This is a genomic window from Streptomyces sp. SDT5-1, assembly GCF_052245995.1.
In the GTDB taxonomy this organism is placed as follows: domain Bacteria; phylum Actinomycetota; class Actinomycetes; order Streptomycetales; family Streptomycetaceae; genus Streptomyces.
Genome location: NZ_CM125963.1, coordinates 1,832,818 through 1,847,120, shown reverse-complemented (window position 1 = coordinate 1,847,120; position 14,303 = coordinate 1,832,818). Strand labels below are relative to the sequence as shown.

At 74.2% G+C, this 14,303-nt stretch carries 12 protein-coding genes; 10 read left to right on the top strand and 2 right to left on the bottom strand.

Annotated features, from left to right (window positions below):
- Positions 1-79 precede the first annotated feature (79 nt).
- Positions 80-1,579, top strand: a complete 1,500-nt coding sequence (locus tag ACTWJ8_RS08640; protein WP_356385478.1) for an SCO1417 family MocR-like transcription factor — start codon at positions 80-82, stop codon at positions 1,577-1,579.
- Positions 1,580-1,645: 66 nt separating this feature from the next.
- On the opposite strand, the gene ACTWJ8_RS08635 is transcribed toward ACTWJ8_RS08640, so the two are convergent.
- Positions 1,646-3,226, bottom strand: coding sequence for a hypothetical protein (locus ACTWJ8_RS08635; protein ID WP_443263503.1), 1,581 nt, complete (start codon positions 3,224-3,226; stop codon positions 1,646-1,648).
- A 37-nt stretch (positions 3,227-3,263) separates the two neighbouring features.
- Entirely contained in the window at positions 3,264-3,458 is a 195-nt protein-coding gene (locus tag ACTWJ8_RS08630; RefSeq protein ID WP_266598445.1) for a hypothetical protein, read from the bottom strand.
- Between the two features lie 281 nt (positions 3,459-3,739).
- Here ACTWJ8_RS08630 and ACTWJ8_RS08625 point away from each other — a divergent pair, with 281 nt between their 5' ends.
- The 9 genes from ACTWJ8_RS08625 to ACTWJ8_RS08585 all read left to right on the top strand — a co-directional run bounded on the left by ACTWJ8_RS08625 (position 3,740) and on the right by ACTWJ8_RS08585 (position 14,276).
- Entirely contained in the window at positions 3,740-4,132 is a 393-nt protein-coding gene (locus ACTWJ8_RS08625; protein ID WP_443263502.1) for an ankyrin repeat domain-containing protein, read from the top strand.
- Positions 4,133-4,411: 279 nt separating this feature from the next.
- Positions 4,412-5,824 (top strand): HEAT repeat domain-containing protein, encoded by a 1,413-nt coding sequence (locus tag ACTWJ8_RS08620; protein ID WP_443263501.1) that lies wholly within the window; start codon positions 4,412-4,414, stop codon positions 5,822-5,824.
- 460 nt (positions 5,825-6,284) lie between these two features.
- Positions 6,285-7,412 carry a glycosyltransferase family 4 protein gene (locus ACTWJ8_RS08615; RefSeq protein ID WP_443263500.1) on the top strand — a complete coding sequence of 376 codons (1,128 nt, stop codon included), beginning with the start codon at positions 6,285-6,287 and terminating at the stop codon, positions 7,410-7,412.
- Entirely contained in the window at positions 7,409-8,560 is a 1,152-nt protein-coding gene (locus tag ACTWJ8_RS08610) for a glycosyltransferase (RefSeq protein ID WP_443263499.1), read from the top strand. The genes ACTWJ8_RS08615 and ACTWJ8_RS08610 overlap by 4 nt, the downstream gene beginning before the upstream one ends.
- Positions 8,561-8,695: 135 nt before the next feature.
- Positions 8,696-9,649, top strand: a complete 954-nt coding sequence (locus ACTWJ8_RS08605) for an SGNH/GDSL hydrolase family protein (RefSeq protein WP_443263498.1) — start codon at positions 8,696-8,698, stop codon at positions 9,647-9,649.
- Positions 9,650-9,691: 42 nt separating this feature from the next.
- The gene (locus tag ACTWJ8_RS08600) at positions 9,692-10,894 is read left to right on the top strand and encodes a cysteine desulfurase-like protein (RefSeq protein WP_443263497.1); all 1,203 of its coding nucleotides are present in this window, start codon (positions 9,692-9,694) and stop codon (positions 10,892-10,894) included.
- A gap of 124 nt (positions 10,895-11,018) precedes the next feature.
- Positions 11,019-11,711: a GntR family transcriptional regulator gene (locus ACTWJ8_RS08595; protein ID WP_443264844.1), complete on the top strand. Its 693-nt coding sequence runs from the start codon at positions 11,019-11,021 to the stop codon at positions 11,709-11,711.
- A gap of 92 nt (positions 11,712-11,803) precedes the next feature.
- The gene (locus ACTWJ8_RS08590; protein ID WP_356385456.1) at positions 11,804-13,330 is read left to right on the top strand and encodes a hypothetical protein; all 1,527 of its coding nucleotides are present in this window, start codon (positions 11,804-11,806) and stop codon (positions 13,328-13,330) included.
- 52 nt (positions 13,331-13,382) lie between these two features.
- A complete protein-coding gene (locus tag ACTWJ8_RS08585) occupies positions 13,383-14,276 on the top strand; it encodes a hypothetical protein (protein ID WP_356385453.1) in 894 nt (297 codons plus the stop codon).
- The last annotated feature ends 27 nt before the right edge of the window (positions 14,277-14,303 follow it).

The window sequence follows — 14,303 nt, the reverse complement described above, 5'->3', positions numbered from 1 at the left end:
AGTGGCCTGACGCATGACACTCTGTGGCGTGGAATCGGATGCCAACCATGGCCAATTCCGGGAAGGTGGACTGGCTCCCATGGCCCAGTGGACTTCGGCGATCGGCTCGACCCAGCTCGCCCGGCTGCTCACCTCGCAGCAGCCGCGCCCCGCGGGACCCGGCACCCGCCGCCCGCCCGCCTACCGCGCGCTCGCCGACGGCATCCGCCTCCTCGTCCTGGAAGGCCGCGTCCCGGTGGCCACACGGCTGCCTGCCGAGCGCGAACTGGCCCAGGCGCTCTCGGTGAGCAGGACCACCGTCGCGGCCGCCTACGAGGCGCTGCGCGGCGAGGGCTTCCTCGAGTCCCGCAGGGGAGCGGGCAGCTGGACCGCCGTGCCCGCCGGGAACCCGCTGCCCGCGCGCGGCCTCGAACCGCTGCCGCCCGAGGCCCTCGGCTCCATGATCGACCTCGGCACCGCGGCCCTGCCCGCGCCCGAACCCTGGCTGACCCGCGCCGTCCAGGGCGCCCTGGAGGAACTGCCGCCGTACGCCCACACCCACGGCGACTACCCGGCGGGGCTGCCCGCGCTGCGCACGATGATCGCCGAGCGGTACACCGCGCACGGCATCCCGACCATGCCCGAACAGATCATGGTCACGACCGGCGCCATGGGTGCCATCGACGCGATCTGCCACCTCTTCGCGGGCCGCGGCGAGCGCGTGGCGGTGGAGTCACCCTCGTACGCGAACATCCTCCAGTTGATGCGCGAGGCGGGCCTGCGGCTCGTGCCCGTCGCCATGGCCGACGGGCTCCAGGGCTGGGACCTCGACCGCTGGCGGCAGGTGCTGCGCGAGGCGGCGCCCCGACTCGCCTACGTGGTCGCCGACTTCCACAACCCGACCGGTGCGCTCGCCGACGAGGAACAGCGCCGCTCGCTCGTCGACTCCGCGCGCGCGGCGGGCACCGTGCTCGTGGTCGACGAGACGATGACCGAGCTGCACCTGGAGGCGGACCTCGACATGCCGCGCCGGGTCTGCGCGTTCGACCCCGCGGGCTCCACGGTGATCACGGTCGGCTCGGCCAGCAAGGCGTTCTGGGCGGGCATGCGGATCGGCTGGGTGCGGGCAGCGCCCGACGTCATCCGCAGCCTGGTCGCCGCGCGCGCGTACGCGGACCTCGGCACCCCGGTCCTCGAGCAGCTGGCGGTGAACTGGCTCCTGAACACCGGCGGTTGGGAGGAGGCGGTCGCGCTGCGGCGCGGGCAGGCGCTGGAGAACCGGGACGCGCTGGTGGCCGCCGTGCGCAGGGAGCTGCCCGACTGGGAGTTCGACGTGCCGAGCGGCGGTCTGACCCTCTGGGTGAGGGCCGGGGGCCTGTCCGGCTCGCGCCTCGCCGAACTGGGGGAGCGGGTCGGTGTGCGCGTCCCCTCGGGACCCCGGTTCGGCGTCGACGGCGCCTTCGAGGGGTACGTGCGGCTGCCGTTCACCGTGGGCGGCGCGGTGGCGGACGAGGCGGCGGCCCGTCTCGCGTCGGCGGCCCGCCTGGTCCGCGAGGGGCAGAGCGCGGGCGGGGACGTGCCGCGCACCCTGATCGCGTAGATCTCTTCGAGGACGCACGACGAGGGCGGCCCTCTCCGGGTGGAGAGGGCCGCCCTCGTCGTGCGGTCAGCGCTTGGAGAGTGCCTCGGCCTCCTCGGGGACCGCCTCGACCGGCGACTCCACGGCCGCGTCCGCCGGGGTGCTGCGCTCCGGGAGGAGCGCCGTGACCGCCTGCCGGTGGGCCTCGCTGGTCGCGTCGTCGTACGGGTCGGGGGTCGCGGGCACCTGGAGGCGGTGCACCTGGCCCGTGCCGAGCCGGGCGTAGCCGCGGCCCGCCGGGACGTCGGCGGTGGGCGTCGTCTGCGGCACCGTGCCGAGCACGTCCCGCAGCTCCTCCGGGGAGGCCGGACCGAGCACCACGCGCGCGCGGGTGTGCTGGCGGACCGGTTCGATCAGGGCGTCCAGGCTGTCGAACTGCTCGGCCACGACGACCGTGACACCGGCCGCGCGCCCGTGCCGCAGCGGCACCTGGAGCAGCGTCTGCGGGTCCTTGCGGCCGTCCGCCGCCGCGAGGTGCCCGAGGGCGCCGGGCCGGTCGACCAGGATCCACAGGGGGCGCTTGATGTCGTCCGGGGTGGGGTGCCCGGCCTGACGCGCCCGGTTCGCGGCGATCAGCCGCCGCTCCGTCTCGTGCGCGGCCCATTCGAGGCTGGTCAGCGCCCCGGCGAGCCCGCACTCCACGGCGAGCACCCCGGACCGGCCGACCAGGCACGCGTAGTCGCCCGTCCCGCCGCCCTCGACGATCAGCACGTCGCCGTGGCGCAGGGCCTGGAGCGCGACGGAGCGCATCAGGGACGTGGTGCCGCTGCCGGGCTGGCCCGCGATGAGCAGGTGCGGCTCGGTGGAGCGGACGCCGGTGCGCCACACGACGGGCGGCACGTCGCGCTCCTCGTCGCCCGCGAGCACCGGGAGGGTGCGCTGGACGCCGGTGCCGTCGGTGAAGCCGAGCACGGTCTCACCGGGAGAGGTCACGAAGCGCTGGGCGGCGATGTCCGTGGGCAGCGGGTCGAGGACGCTCACCGTGAGGTGGTTGCCCTCCTCGTCCCAGGCGAAGTGGTACTCGCGGCCCCGGCCGAGCTTGGCGTGCAGCAGCTGCTCGATACGGGCCCTGGACTCCGCCTCGCCGTCCGTGAAGTAGGCCGGGTAGCGGATGTCGATCCGGTCGAGCCGGCCGTCGCCGTCGAAGTCGTACGTGGAGAAGGCCTTCTCCCACTCGCCCCCGTGCGCGTACAGCGGGCTCGGGTCCTCGGGGACGGAGAAGTAGGGGACCAGCGCCTCGTAGAGCGACGAGAGGCGCTGGACCTGCGATGCGTTGGGGCCGGTCTGCTCCGGCGGCTTCGGATCGCGCCCCTTCCATGCGGCCGCCGCCATCAGGGTGATGAGCGCCAGCAGCGGACCGTACGGAATGAACACCACGACGAGGACCAGGGCGGCCACCAGGAAGAGCAGCGGTCCGCGCTTCTCCTTGGGGGTGTTCGTCCATTTGGCCCGCCCGGCCCCCGCCAGTCGGCGCAGACCACGGCTGATCGTGATGAGGGGGTGGAGTACGTCGGTGGCACCGTCGGCGGCCGTCCGAGCCATGTCCCGGCTCCGGGCGATCGTGGCGCTGCCGTTGCTCAGAATGCGGGGGAGTGGGCGCCTGGCCACGTCGTTCTCCTGATGGTGTGTGCGGGTGAGGGGTCCGTCAGAACTTGATCCCGCCGAGCAGGCTGGCGAGGCTCTGGCCGCCCGCCTTGATGCTCGGGGCGATGGCCGTGCCCGCCAAGTAGAAGCCGAAGAGGGCGCAGACCAGTGCGTGCGATGCCTTCAGGCCGTCCTTGCGGAAGAACAAGAAGACGATGATGCCGAGCAGCACGACGCCCGAGATGGACAGGATCATGAGGGTTCTCCTGGTTGATGGGGACAGTCACCATGAGTTCTTCCAGGCTCACAGCATGTATCTATACGACAAAAGGTGCAAATGGGTGGAAATTCGTATCTTTCACCCGTTCGACGAACCTCTGGTGAGCTGCTCGAGCGTGCTGCCGGACGGTCGTCCGCACTCTTCGTGATCTTTGCCTCGGTGGGGTCCGACCATGTACCGAGGCGGGCAGTACCCTGTCGATTCACTCGTACGGCCGCACGGTCGTACCAGCACGTAGGAGAAAGGCGGTCCGGCCGATGAGCGAAGCCCCCGACCCGGAGGTCGTGGAGCTGGCCACCAAGATCTTCGACCTCGCGCGACGCGGCGAGACGGAGGCTCTCGTGGGCTATGTGGACGCCGGTGTTCCGGCCGATCTCACGAACGACCGCGGCGACACGCTCGTCATGCTCGCCGCCTACCACGGGCACGCCGCGGCGGTCCGCGCCCTCCTGGAGCGCGGCGCCGACGCCAACCGCGCCAACGACAAGGGCCAGACCCCGCTCGCGGGCGCCGTCTTCAAGGGCGCGGACGACGTGATCAGGGCGCTGCTCGACGGGGGAGCCGATCCGGCCGCGGGGACCCCTTCGGCGGTCGACACGGCCCGCATGTTCGGCAAGGCGGACCTCGTGGAGCTCTTCGGAACCTCCTGACACACCGGCTCCGACCAGGCGAAACGGGGGTGCGCGAAATGTGGTCGCGGTGGGCTGAGCCGCTGGGTCATGATGACGGCGTGATTTACGGACGCGATGCCGGGGCAGGTGGTGCCCACGGGCAGAGCGGGCCGTGAACGGCCCGATCCGGGCCTTGGACGAGAGGCAGAGAAATGGCTGACAGCAAGCAGAAGACGGCGGGCGCTCCGACGTGTTGTCGCGTGGCCAGGTAGGTGAGCATCCCCGGTTGCGTCGACGCTTGATGTGAGGCTGTTTCCCATGTTCGAACCGGTCATAGCGCCCAGCGGTACGCTGCTCGGCCTGCTGCAGCGGGGCCGCGGCGACGGCACCCTGCACGCGCTGACCGCGCCGCGCCACGAGGCGCTCGCGGCTCTCAACCACTGTGTGCTGAGCGATCCCCGCCACGACTGGCAGGTGGAGAACCGCTCGCTCTACTACGCCCGGCTCTACGTCGATCTGCACGGCGGACTCGACGAGATCGAGCGGCACCTCTTCGACCCCGACGACCTCCTCGACACCGAGGAGTCGCGCACGGGCCTCGCGCTCGCCGTCCTCGGCCACCTCGCCTCCTACGGCAGGCAGGACGCCCTGGAGCTGCTGCGCAAGTACGCCGCCCTCGGCGGCAACTGGGCGTGGGCCCTCGACGAGCTGGCCCTGCGCGACGACGACGCGGGCCTGCGCGCCCTCGCCGAGCCGATCCTCGCCCGGTTCCCGGCCGGCGCGGAGGCCGAGCTCGCCGCCGTCGTGCGCGACGCCTTCGAGCCGCGACCCTGGCGGCTGTGGGCCGAGGACCCGCGCCCGCACGTCGGAGCACGCGTGCGTGCCGCACAGGAAGCCGGCTCCTTCGACCGCTGGCAGCGTCAGATGCGGCCGTCGGGCCCGCGCCCCGAGTGGAGCGTGCAGGCCGTCTTCGACTGGGCCCAGGAGGGCTTCGAGCGGGGCGCCGTCCTGTACGTGCCCGCCGCCCGCTGTCTGACCGCCGTGGCAGGTCCCGAGGACCGCGCCGAAATCCTGCGGGCCGCGCAGAACGGCACCGACGGGGCGCGCTGCACCGCCCTGCGCTACCTCGCCGACACCCACGACCCCGTCGTGCTCGACCTCATCGAGGCCGCCGTGGAGGCGCCCTCACGCCCCGTCGTGGACGCCGCCCTCGACGCCTTCGAGCGGATGTGCGGCGCCACCGTCGTGGAGCGCGCCCGCCAGTGGGCGCCCAGGCCCGACGCGCTCGGCGCCGCCGCGGGCCGCATGCTCGCCTGTCGGGGCGGCGCCCAGGACGGCGAGCTCGTCCTCGCCTCCCTCCGGGAGGCCGTACGGGGCGACGGCCCCGACGCCCCCACCCTCTGGCCGCTCGTCGACGGGGCGGGACGGCTCGGCATCGCCTGCGCCGCCCCCGTACTGCGGCACATCTACCGCGAGACCGCCTCCTCGCATCTGCGGGGCCGCGCCGCCCGCGCCCTCGCCGCCACCGATCCCTCCTTCGCCGCGGGCTTCGCCGTCGAGTGCCTGTGGGACTGCGAGGAGAGCACCCGCGAGGTCGCCGCGCGGCACGCCGAGACCGGCGACGCCCGCGTCGTCGACCAGCTCCGCCGCCTCGCCGCCGACCCGGCCGAGGAGGACGAGGTGCAGACCGCCGTCCGCAGCAGGATCGGCCCCGACGCGCCGGCGTTGTGACGCGCTGGTCGCCCGGGGGCGGCCCTTCGGTGAGGGGCGGTCTCCTCTCGTGGTGAGAGGCGGTCTCCTCCCGTGGTGAGGGGCCGTCTCCTTCCGTGGTGAGAGGCGGTCTACTCCCGTGGTGAGGGGCCGTCTCCTTCCGTGGTGAGAGGCGGTCTACTCCCGTGGTGAGGGGCTGCCCCCTCCCGCGGTGAAGGGCTGTCTCCCTCTCGTGGTGGGGGCGTCTCCTCTCGTGAGGGGCCGTCTCCTCTCGTGGTGAGGAGGGGGCGTCTCCTTCCGTGGTGAGCCCGTGGTGAGGGGTGCGTCTCCTGCCGCCGTGGGGGCCGTCTCCTCCGATGTGAGGGGTCGTCTCCTCCGCGTTCACCCCCGGTTCCCGCCGGTGGTCAACGCTCACGGGCCGTTCCTCGCCCGGAAAGATCCACTTTGACGTGGGCACGTCCACGGCGGGGATCCCTGGGGCATGCGTGTCGTCATCGTGACCGAGTCCTTCCCTCCCGACGTCAACGGCGTGGCGCACTGCGCCCTCCAGACCGCGCGGCACCTCGCCGCCCGCGGACACGAACCCCTCGTCGTCGCCCCCGCCACGCCCGCGGGGCCCACGTCCGACGCCGCGGCGCCCTGCCCGGTCGTCCGGGTGCCGTCACTGCCCCTGCCCGGCTATCCGCAGGTCCGCGTAGCCCTGCCGGGGCGGCGCCTCGCGCAGGCGGTCGCCGAGCACCGGGCCGAACTCGTCCACCTCGCCGGGCCCTTCGTGCTCGGCGTCCGCGCCATGGCGGCCGCCCACCGCCTCCGGGTGCCCGCCGTCGCCGTCTACCAGACCGACCTCGCGGGCTACGCGCGCACGTACGTGGGGGCCGGCGAGGGCGCCGCCTGGCGGCGGATCCGCGCCGTGCACAGCGCCGCCGACCGGACGCTCGCGCCCTCCACCGCGGCCCGGCACGACCTGGAGGCGCACGGGGTGCCCAGAGTCCGACTGTGGCCGCGAGGCGTCGACGCCGTGCGGTTCAGGCCCGAGCGGCGCTGCGAGCTGCTGCGCGCCGAACTGGCGCCGCGCGGCGAGCTGATCGTCGGCTACGTGGGACGGCTCGCGCCCGAGAAGCACGTCGAGCTCCTCGCGCGCGTGTGCGGCCTCGACGGCGTCCGGGTCGTCGTCGTGGGCGACGGGCCGAGCGAGACCGCGCTGCGGGGCGCGCTGCCCGGAGCGGTCTTCCTGGGCCGCCGCACTGGCGACGAACTCGCCCGGATCTTCGCCTCCTTGGACGTGTTCGTGCACACCGGGCCCTACGAGACGTTCTGTCAGACCGTGCAGGAGGCCATGGCGAGCGGCGTGCCGGTGATCGCCCCGGCCGCGGGCGGACCGCTCGACCTCGTCGCCCACGGCAGTACAGGGCTCCTGGTGCCGCCCGGCGACCCGGACGCGGTGCGCGACGCCGTGTGGGCGCTCACGGCCGACCCCGCGCTGCGGGCCGCGTACGGGAGCGCGGGGCGCGCCGCCGTGGCCGGGCGCAGCTGGGAGGCCGTGGGCGACCTCTTGGTCGAGCATTACGCCGAGGTGCTGCACGCGCGGGCGGCGGGGGTGGCGGCATGAGCGGGCGGCTGCGGATCGTGCGGCTCGCGAACTTCGTCGCCCCCGCGTCGGGCGGCCTGCGCACCGCGCTGCGCGAGCTGGGGGCGGGCTACCTGGCCGCAGGCCACGAACCGGTGCTCATCGTGCCGGGGGAGCGGCTCTCGGACACCGAGACTCCTCAGGGGCGCGTCATTACGCTGCCGGGGGCGCCGCTCCCCGCCAGCGGCGGCTACCGGGTCCTCACCGAGCGGCACCGGATCGCCCGCCTCCTGGCCGACCTGCGCCCCGACAGGCTCGAGGTCTCCGACCGCACCACGCTGCGCTGGACCGGCGCATGGGCCCGCCACGCGCGCGTGCCCGCCGTGATGGTCTCCCACGAGACCGCCCACGGCGTGCTGCGCACCTGGGGCCTGCCCGAGACCGCCGCGCGGCGCGCCGCCGACGTCCTCAACTCCCGTACGGCGCACTCCTACGCGCGCGTGGTGTGCACCACGGAGTGGGCCGAGCGCGAGTTCCTGCGGGTCGGGGCGCGCAACGTGGTGCGGGCCCCGCTCGGCGTCGACCTGACGCGGTACGGGCCCGGCGCCCGGAGCCGTGAGCTGCGTGCGCGGTACGCGCGCGTGGGCGAGGTGCTGCTCCTCATGTGCACCCGGCTCTCCGTGGAGAAGCGTCCTGGCATCGGCCTCGACACCGTGGCCGCGCTGCGCGGGGCCGGTGTGCCCGCGCGGCTCGTCGTCGCCGGCGACGGGCCCCTGCGGGCGCGGCTCGAACAACGCGCGCGGGCCCGGCGGTTGCCGGTCGACTTCCTGGGGCACGTCGCCGATCCGGCCCTGCTGGCCGCGCTCCAGGCCACGGCCGACGTGGGCCTCGCACCGGGACCGGCCGAGACCTTCGGCCTCGCGGCACTCGAAACCCTGGCCTGCGGCACCCCGGTCGTCGTCAGCGCGTCCTCGGCGCTGCCGGAGGTGGTCGGCACGGCCGGAGCGGCGGCCGACGACAACGGCCCGGCCTTCGCCTCCGCCGTCCGCGACGTACTCGGCCGCCCCGCATCCACTCGCCGCGAGGCGGCACGCGCGCGTGCCGAACGCTTCGGCTGGGACGCATCGGTGGCGGCCTTCCTGGCGGCGCACGACGCGCCCGTGCGGGTGCGGGCAAGGGGTGCGGCGTGAGGCCTTCAGGCATGGCGACTCGCGGCGGCGTCTCACGCGGGGCGCGCTCCGAGGGAGCGGCATGAAGGCCGCTTGGTGCCGCGAGCCGCGGGGCGGATCGAGCATCGCCGGTAGCGGCACACGGTGGGGTGCGGCATGAAGGGCTTCGCGTACGACGGTCGGCCAGAGGCGGAGCCCCTGCGGTTCGCCGCGCTCGGGGACTCGCTCACCGAAGGGATCGGTGATCCGGTCGGCGGTGGGTGGCGGGGCTGGGCGGCGCTGCTCGCCGACGGCCTCGCGCCCGCCGGATCGCCCGTGGATTTCCGCAACTTCGCCGCCGGCGGGGCGCAGACCGGCGACGTCCTCCACCGCCAGCTGCCGGAGGCCCTGGACTTCGCCCCGGATGTCGCCTCCGTCGTGGTCGGCGTGAACGACACGCTGCGCGCCGCGTTCGACATCCACGCCGTCGCCGCCCGACTGGACACCGCCTACGGTGCCCTCGCAGGCCGAGGCGCCCTCCTGCTCACCGCGTGCCTGCCCGACCCCGGCGCCCTGCTCGGCCTGCCCGGCGTCCTGGCGCGCCCGCTCGCGCGCCGCCAGCGGGCGGTCAACTCCGTGGTCCACGCCCTGTCCGCACGCCACGCGGCGGCGCATCTGCACGCCGCCGACGCGGCCTGGACGAACGACCGCGCCCTGTGGAGCGCGGACCGCCTGCACCCCGGCGAGCTGGGCCACCGCAGATTCGCCGCCCGGTTCCACGCCGTGCTCGCCGACGCGGGCCACGCGCGGGGCCCGGCACCCGGCACCGAAGCGGACCGGTCGGCGCCGACCCGCGCGGCGGGCATGTGGTGGCTCGCCACCGCCGGAACCGGCTGGGTCGCGCGCCGCTGCACCGACCTGCTGCCCGGACTGCTCGCGCTCGCCGCCGACGACGTACGGCACGGACTGCGCGGCACGCGCGCGAGGCTCGACATACGGGCATCGGCCGGGGTCGCGGCGGCGCTCGCATCGGTACCGGGCCTGGAGCCGCCGCCACCCGCTTGCGATCATGTGGCGGGAGTCGCGGCAGCGGCTCCGGGCACGAGCCAGCCGCGCGAGGCCCGCCCCTGACGGGGCGGCCCCGCTTCGCCCACGGACCACAGGAGTTGAGACATGGCCCTCGACATCGCCGCCATCCGCGCCCAGGTACCCGCCCTGAAGTCCGGCACGGCCCGCTTCGACGCGCCGGGCGGCACCCAGACCCCGCAGCCCGTCATCGACGCCGTCGCCGCCGCCCTGACCGGTCCGCTGGCGAACCGGGGCCTGACCACCGAGGGCGAGCGCAACGCCGACCGCATCGTCGTCGAGTCCCGCGCGGCCCTCGCCGACCTGCTCGGCACCACACCCGACACCGTCGTCTTCGGACGCAGCGCCACACAGCTCGTCTACGACCTGTCCCGCACGCTCGCCAAGACCTGGCGACCCGGCGACGAGGTGGTCGTCACCCGCCTCGACCACGACTCCAACATCCGGCCGTGGATCCAGGCGGCCGAGGCCGCGGGCGCCACCGTCCGGTGGGCCGATTTCGACCCGGAGACCGGCGAGTTGCGGCCGGAGCACCTCGAGGCGGTCCTCTCGGAGCGCACCCGCCTGGTGGCCGTCACCGCCGCGTCCAACCTGATCGGCACCCGCCCCGACCTCCCGGCCCTCGCCGACCTCACGCACGCGGTGGGCGCGCTCTTCCACGTCGACGCCGTGCACTACGCCTCGCACGCCGCCGTGGACCTCGTGGCGCTCGGCGCGGACACCCTGGTCTGCTCCCCGTACAAGTTCCTCGGCCCGCACCTCGGCGTGCTCACGGGCCGCGCCGAACTGCTCGCATCGCTGCGCCCGGACAAGCTCCTGCCGTCCAGCGACGCCGTGCCCGAGCGCTTCGAACTCGGCACGCTGCCCTACGAGTTGCTGGCCGGCGCCAGGGCGGCCGTGGACTTCCTCGCGGGCCTCGACACCGATGCCCAAGGCAGCCGCAGGGAACGCCTGGTCGCGTCCTTCGTCGCCCTGGAGGAGCACGAGGACGCGCTGCGCCTGCGTATGGAGCAGGGCCTCGCGGACCTCGGCGGCGTCACCCGCTACGCGCGCGCGGAGCGCCGCACCCCGACCCTCCTGTTCACCGTCGAGGGCCACGAACCGGCCGACGTCTCCCGGCATCTGGCCGAGCACGGAATCGACGCCCCTGCCGGGTCGTTCTACGCGCTGGAGGCCTCGCGGCGGCTCGGGCTGGGTGACACTGGCGGCGTCCGCGTCGGGCTCGCGCCCTACAGCTCAGATGAGGACGTGGAGCGGCTGCTCGCGGCGCTTCAGGCGCTCAGGTCCTGATCGGGGCCGAGGCCGGGGCCGGGGGCCGGGCTCAGGGCCCGAAACCCGCGATGACCTCGTTGAACGATCCGCGGATACCCACGTTGTCTCGTCCCGCGAACTGCGCTTGAATGCGGCCGTGGCCATGGACGAACTCACCGATCTCGCGGACGACCGCGCGCTGCTGGGCCGCACCAGCACCGCGGAGCGCGTCGCGGACATCCTGCGGAACCGGATCGCGGAAGGCTACTTCCCGCCCGGCACCCGCCTCTCGGAGGACAGCATCGGCGGCGCCCTCGGGGTGTCCCGCAACACGCTCCGCGAGTCGTTCCGGCTCCTCACGCACGAGCGACTGCTCGAACACCAGTTGAACCGCGGGGTCTTCGTCCGTGTCCTGAGCGTCGACGACGTCGAGGACATCTACCGGATCCGGCGCATGGTCGAGTGCGCCGTGGTCCGCTCCCTCGGCGACCCGCCGTACGCCCTTGACCGGGTCGCCGAGGCCGTCGCCGACGGGCACCGGGCCGCCGAGCGGCGCGAGTGGAAGGGCGTCTCGACCGCCAACATCCACTTCCACCGCGAGCTCGTCGCCCTGGCCCGCAGCGAGCGCACCGACGAGCTGATGCGCAGCGTCCTCGCCGAGCTGCGCCTCGCGTTCCACGTCGTGGACGATCCCCGACGCCTGCACGAGCCGTACCTGGCACGCAATCGGGAGCTCGTCGAGATGCTGCGCGAGGGGCGCAGGGACACCGCCGAAGCGCTGCTCGGGGCCTACCTCGACGACTCGCGGGACGGGCTCGTCGAGGCGTACGGGCAGCGGATGCCGAAGGACGCGTAAAGTCCTCCCGGCGCCCGTCACGGGCGGGCCGGCGAGCCGTCGCATCTGCGCCGTTTCGACCGTTGTCAGACCCAGCGCATACCCTGTGCTCCGTGACTTCGCCTGCCAGCACGGAATCCGTTCCGCCCCAGCTCAGCGCGGGGCCGCGCCCCGCACCGGGCCCGGCCGCCGACGAAGGGCTCGCGCGGCGGCTCCGCGCGCTCGCCTGCACCGCCCCGCTGCACGACCTGGACGTGCGCAAGGCCAATCTCGCGGGCGAGTACTCGACGTACGGGATGGCGGAGGTGGCCCTGGCCGCCATCGACCTCGTCACGCTGAACATGGACTTCGACACGGGCGCCGACCACGAGCAGATAGTGGCCAGGCTCGTGCCCCGCATCGCCGCCCAGGCCCCGCAGCGCCCCGCCGCCGAGCACGAGCGGGTGGCGCGCTGGGTCCTGGAGAACCTGATCAACGTCGGCAGCGTCGACCGCGGCTTCCGCGCCGTGTACGGCACGTTCGCGCCGGACGGCTCCTACGTGCGGCGCGACTACGACTTCAAGCTGATCGAGGAAGTCCCCGGCTACGGCGGCAGCGTCTACCTCCGCACGACGGACGAGGCGGTGAACGTGCTCGTGGGCGCCCTCGACACCGACGTCACCAGCGCGCAGATCGCCGCCGAGGTCAAGCTGGAGGTGCTGATCAGCCGCGGCCGCCTCGCGGACGCCCAGCTCGCCGCCGAGCAGGCCAGGTACCGGACCGTGCAGTACTCGGAGACCCTCCGCAAGGCCCTCGACGCCACGCGGCGCAACGTCCGCGCGGTCGACTGGCTCCAGGCCGTCCCCGACATGATCGCCGAGGCGCTCGACCACGTGGCGGACCGCTACCGCCATGAGAACGCGATCCTGACGAACATCCGCAAGGCCCGGGACGAGTCGGAGGAGCCCGAGCACAAGCGCCGCGCCGCCGAGCTCGTCGACATCGTCAAGGACTGCATCCGCCGCCACACGCAGTTGCAGTCCCGCCTCCTGGAGGCGGGCCCGCTGTTCCGCGCCGAGCAGGACCGGCAGGCCTTCACCACGCCCTCCGCGCGCGCGGGACTCGACCTGTACGGGCAGCTCCTCGCGCCACTGCTGCCGCTGCCCGTGGAGAGCGCGACCAAGGCGACCGACGCGTTCTTCGCGCGCGGCACCGGTCTGCGTACGCCCGTGTCCGTACGCGTGGGGGACCTCGTCGACATACTGCTGACGCCGCCCCAGGAGCGCGAGCACCTCGGCGCCGAGATGCCCGAGCCCGACCTCATCGCCACGCCCGACGACAGCCGGTTCAGCGAGGAACAGCTCGCGGGCGCCATGGAGCTGCTCGACCTGCCCGCGGACGCGCCGCGCCGGCTCTCCGGGCTGCTCGCCGACGCCCGCGAGCGCGATGCCGAACTGCCGTACCTGGTGGCCCTGTTGGCGGTGCACGCCGCGAGCCCCCCGGTCGGCACGGCCTACCGGCAGGGCGAGGAGAAGCTGCTGTTCGCCGTGGACGACGGCACCGAGCTCGACGACCCGGAGTTCGGCGGCGCCGACCTCATCGTGGGCACCGCCCTGCTCGACGCGGTCGGGATGGCCACGGACCGGACGGAGGCCGCGTGATGCCGAGCAGCGTCCCCGTCCACCCCGCAGAACCCATGAAGGAGCACCACCCGTGACCGAGTACGCCGAAGAGCACGCCGAATGGGGCGAGCCCGACGCATCGGGCGCGGCCAGGACCCAGACGCCCGTCACCCCCGCCGATGCCGCGGACGCGGCCCGGCTCGTCTCCTTCGGGCTGCAGCCCAAGCTCCAGCCCTCCCGCGACCAGGAGTACGGCGAGCTGCTGCGCCGGTACCGCGAGGACCCGCCGTTCGCCCGGCTCGCCGACGCCGTGGCCACCGGGCTCGGCCTCGTCGTCCTGGAGGTGTCCCCGCGTGCGGGGATGGCCGTCACCGCCGCCGAGGACTCCGTGTTCGCGGTCCGCATGGGCGACTACGCGCGCAAGGCGGCCACCGACTCCACCGACCGCTTCCTGCACGGCCTCGCCCACCTCGCCGTCGCCGCGCTCGCCTTCCCGCGCCCCGAGGACCTCGCCGACGACGGCTACATCGGGCGCGTGAGTGTCAACGGCGTGGACGCGTTCGTCCGGCAGGCCTGCCGCAAGCTGGAGGAGCGCGCCGAGGAGACCGGCGAGAACACCGACCCGGCGACCGAGGCCCCAGGACTCGAGGCCGCCTGGCGCATCTGGGCCCGCCGCAGCTCCACGGGAGCCACCAAGGACACCCGCCGCCTGGCCAGTTCGACGACCGGCATCGTCGGCAAGGCCGTCGCGTTCCTCACCGACTCCGGCTTCCTCCAGAGAACCGGCGACGACGCGGGCGGCACGTACCGCACCACCGCGCGCTACCAGCTCCAGGTCCGCGACATGGCCGGCACGGCCGCCATGGCTGAACTGCTCGAGCTGGGCGTCGTGCCCGTCACCGACGGGACCGCGAGCCTGGTGCCGCCCATGGACGAGGAAGCGACCGAGCTCGCCGCCGACGCGGGCCTGCCGTTCCACTCCTGACCTTCTGAACGTCCGTACCTACCACGA

Coding starts and splice junctions, on each gene's coding strand:
- ACTWJ8_RS08640 (WP_356385478.1), top strand. CDS start 80: ATGGCCCAGTGGACTTCGGCGATCGGCTCGACCCAGCTCGCCCGGCTG.
- ACTWJ8_RS08600 (WP_443263497.1), top strand. CDS start 9,692: ATGGCCCTCGACATCGCCGCCATCCGCGCCCAGGTACCCGCCCTGAAG.
- ACTWJ8_RS08595 (WP_443264844.1), top strand. CDS start 11,019: ATGGACGAACTCACCGATCTCGCGGACGACCGCGCGCTGCTGGGCCGC.
- ACTWJ8_RS08605 (WP_443263498.1), top strand. CDS start 8,696: ATGAAGGGCTTCGCGTACGACGGTCGGCCAGAGGCGGAGCCCCTGCGG.
- ACTWJ8_RS08620 (WP_443263501.1), top strand. CDS start 4,412: ATGTTCGAACCGGTCATAGCGCCCAGCGGTACGCTGCTCGGCCTGCTG.
- ACTWJ8_RS08630 (WP_266598445.1), bottom strand. CDS start 3,458: ATGATCCTGTCCATCTCGGGCGTCGTGCTGCTCGGCATCATCGTCTTC.
- ACTWJ8_RS08625 (WP_443263502.1), top strand. CDS start 3,740: ATGAGCGAAGCCCCCGACCCGGAGGTCGTGGAGCTGGCCACCAAGATC.
- ACTWJ8_RS08610 (WP_443263499.1), top strand. CDS start 7,409: ATGAGCGGGCGGCTGCGGATCGTGCGGCTCGCGAACTTCGTCGCCCCC.
- ACTWJ8_RS08615 (WP_443263500.1), top strand. CDS start 6,285: ATGCGTGTCGTCATCGTGACCGAGTCCTTCCCTCCCGACGTCAACGGC.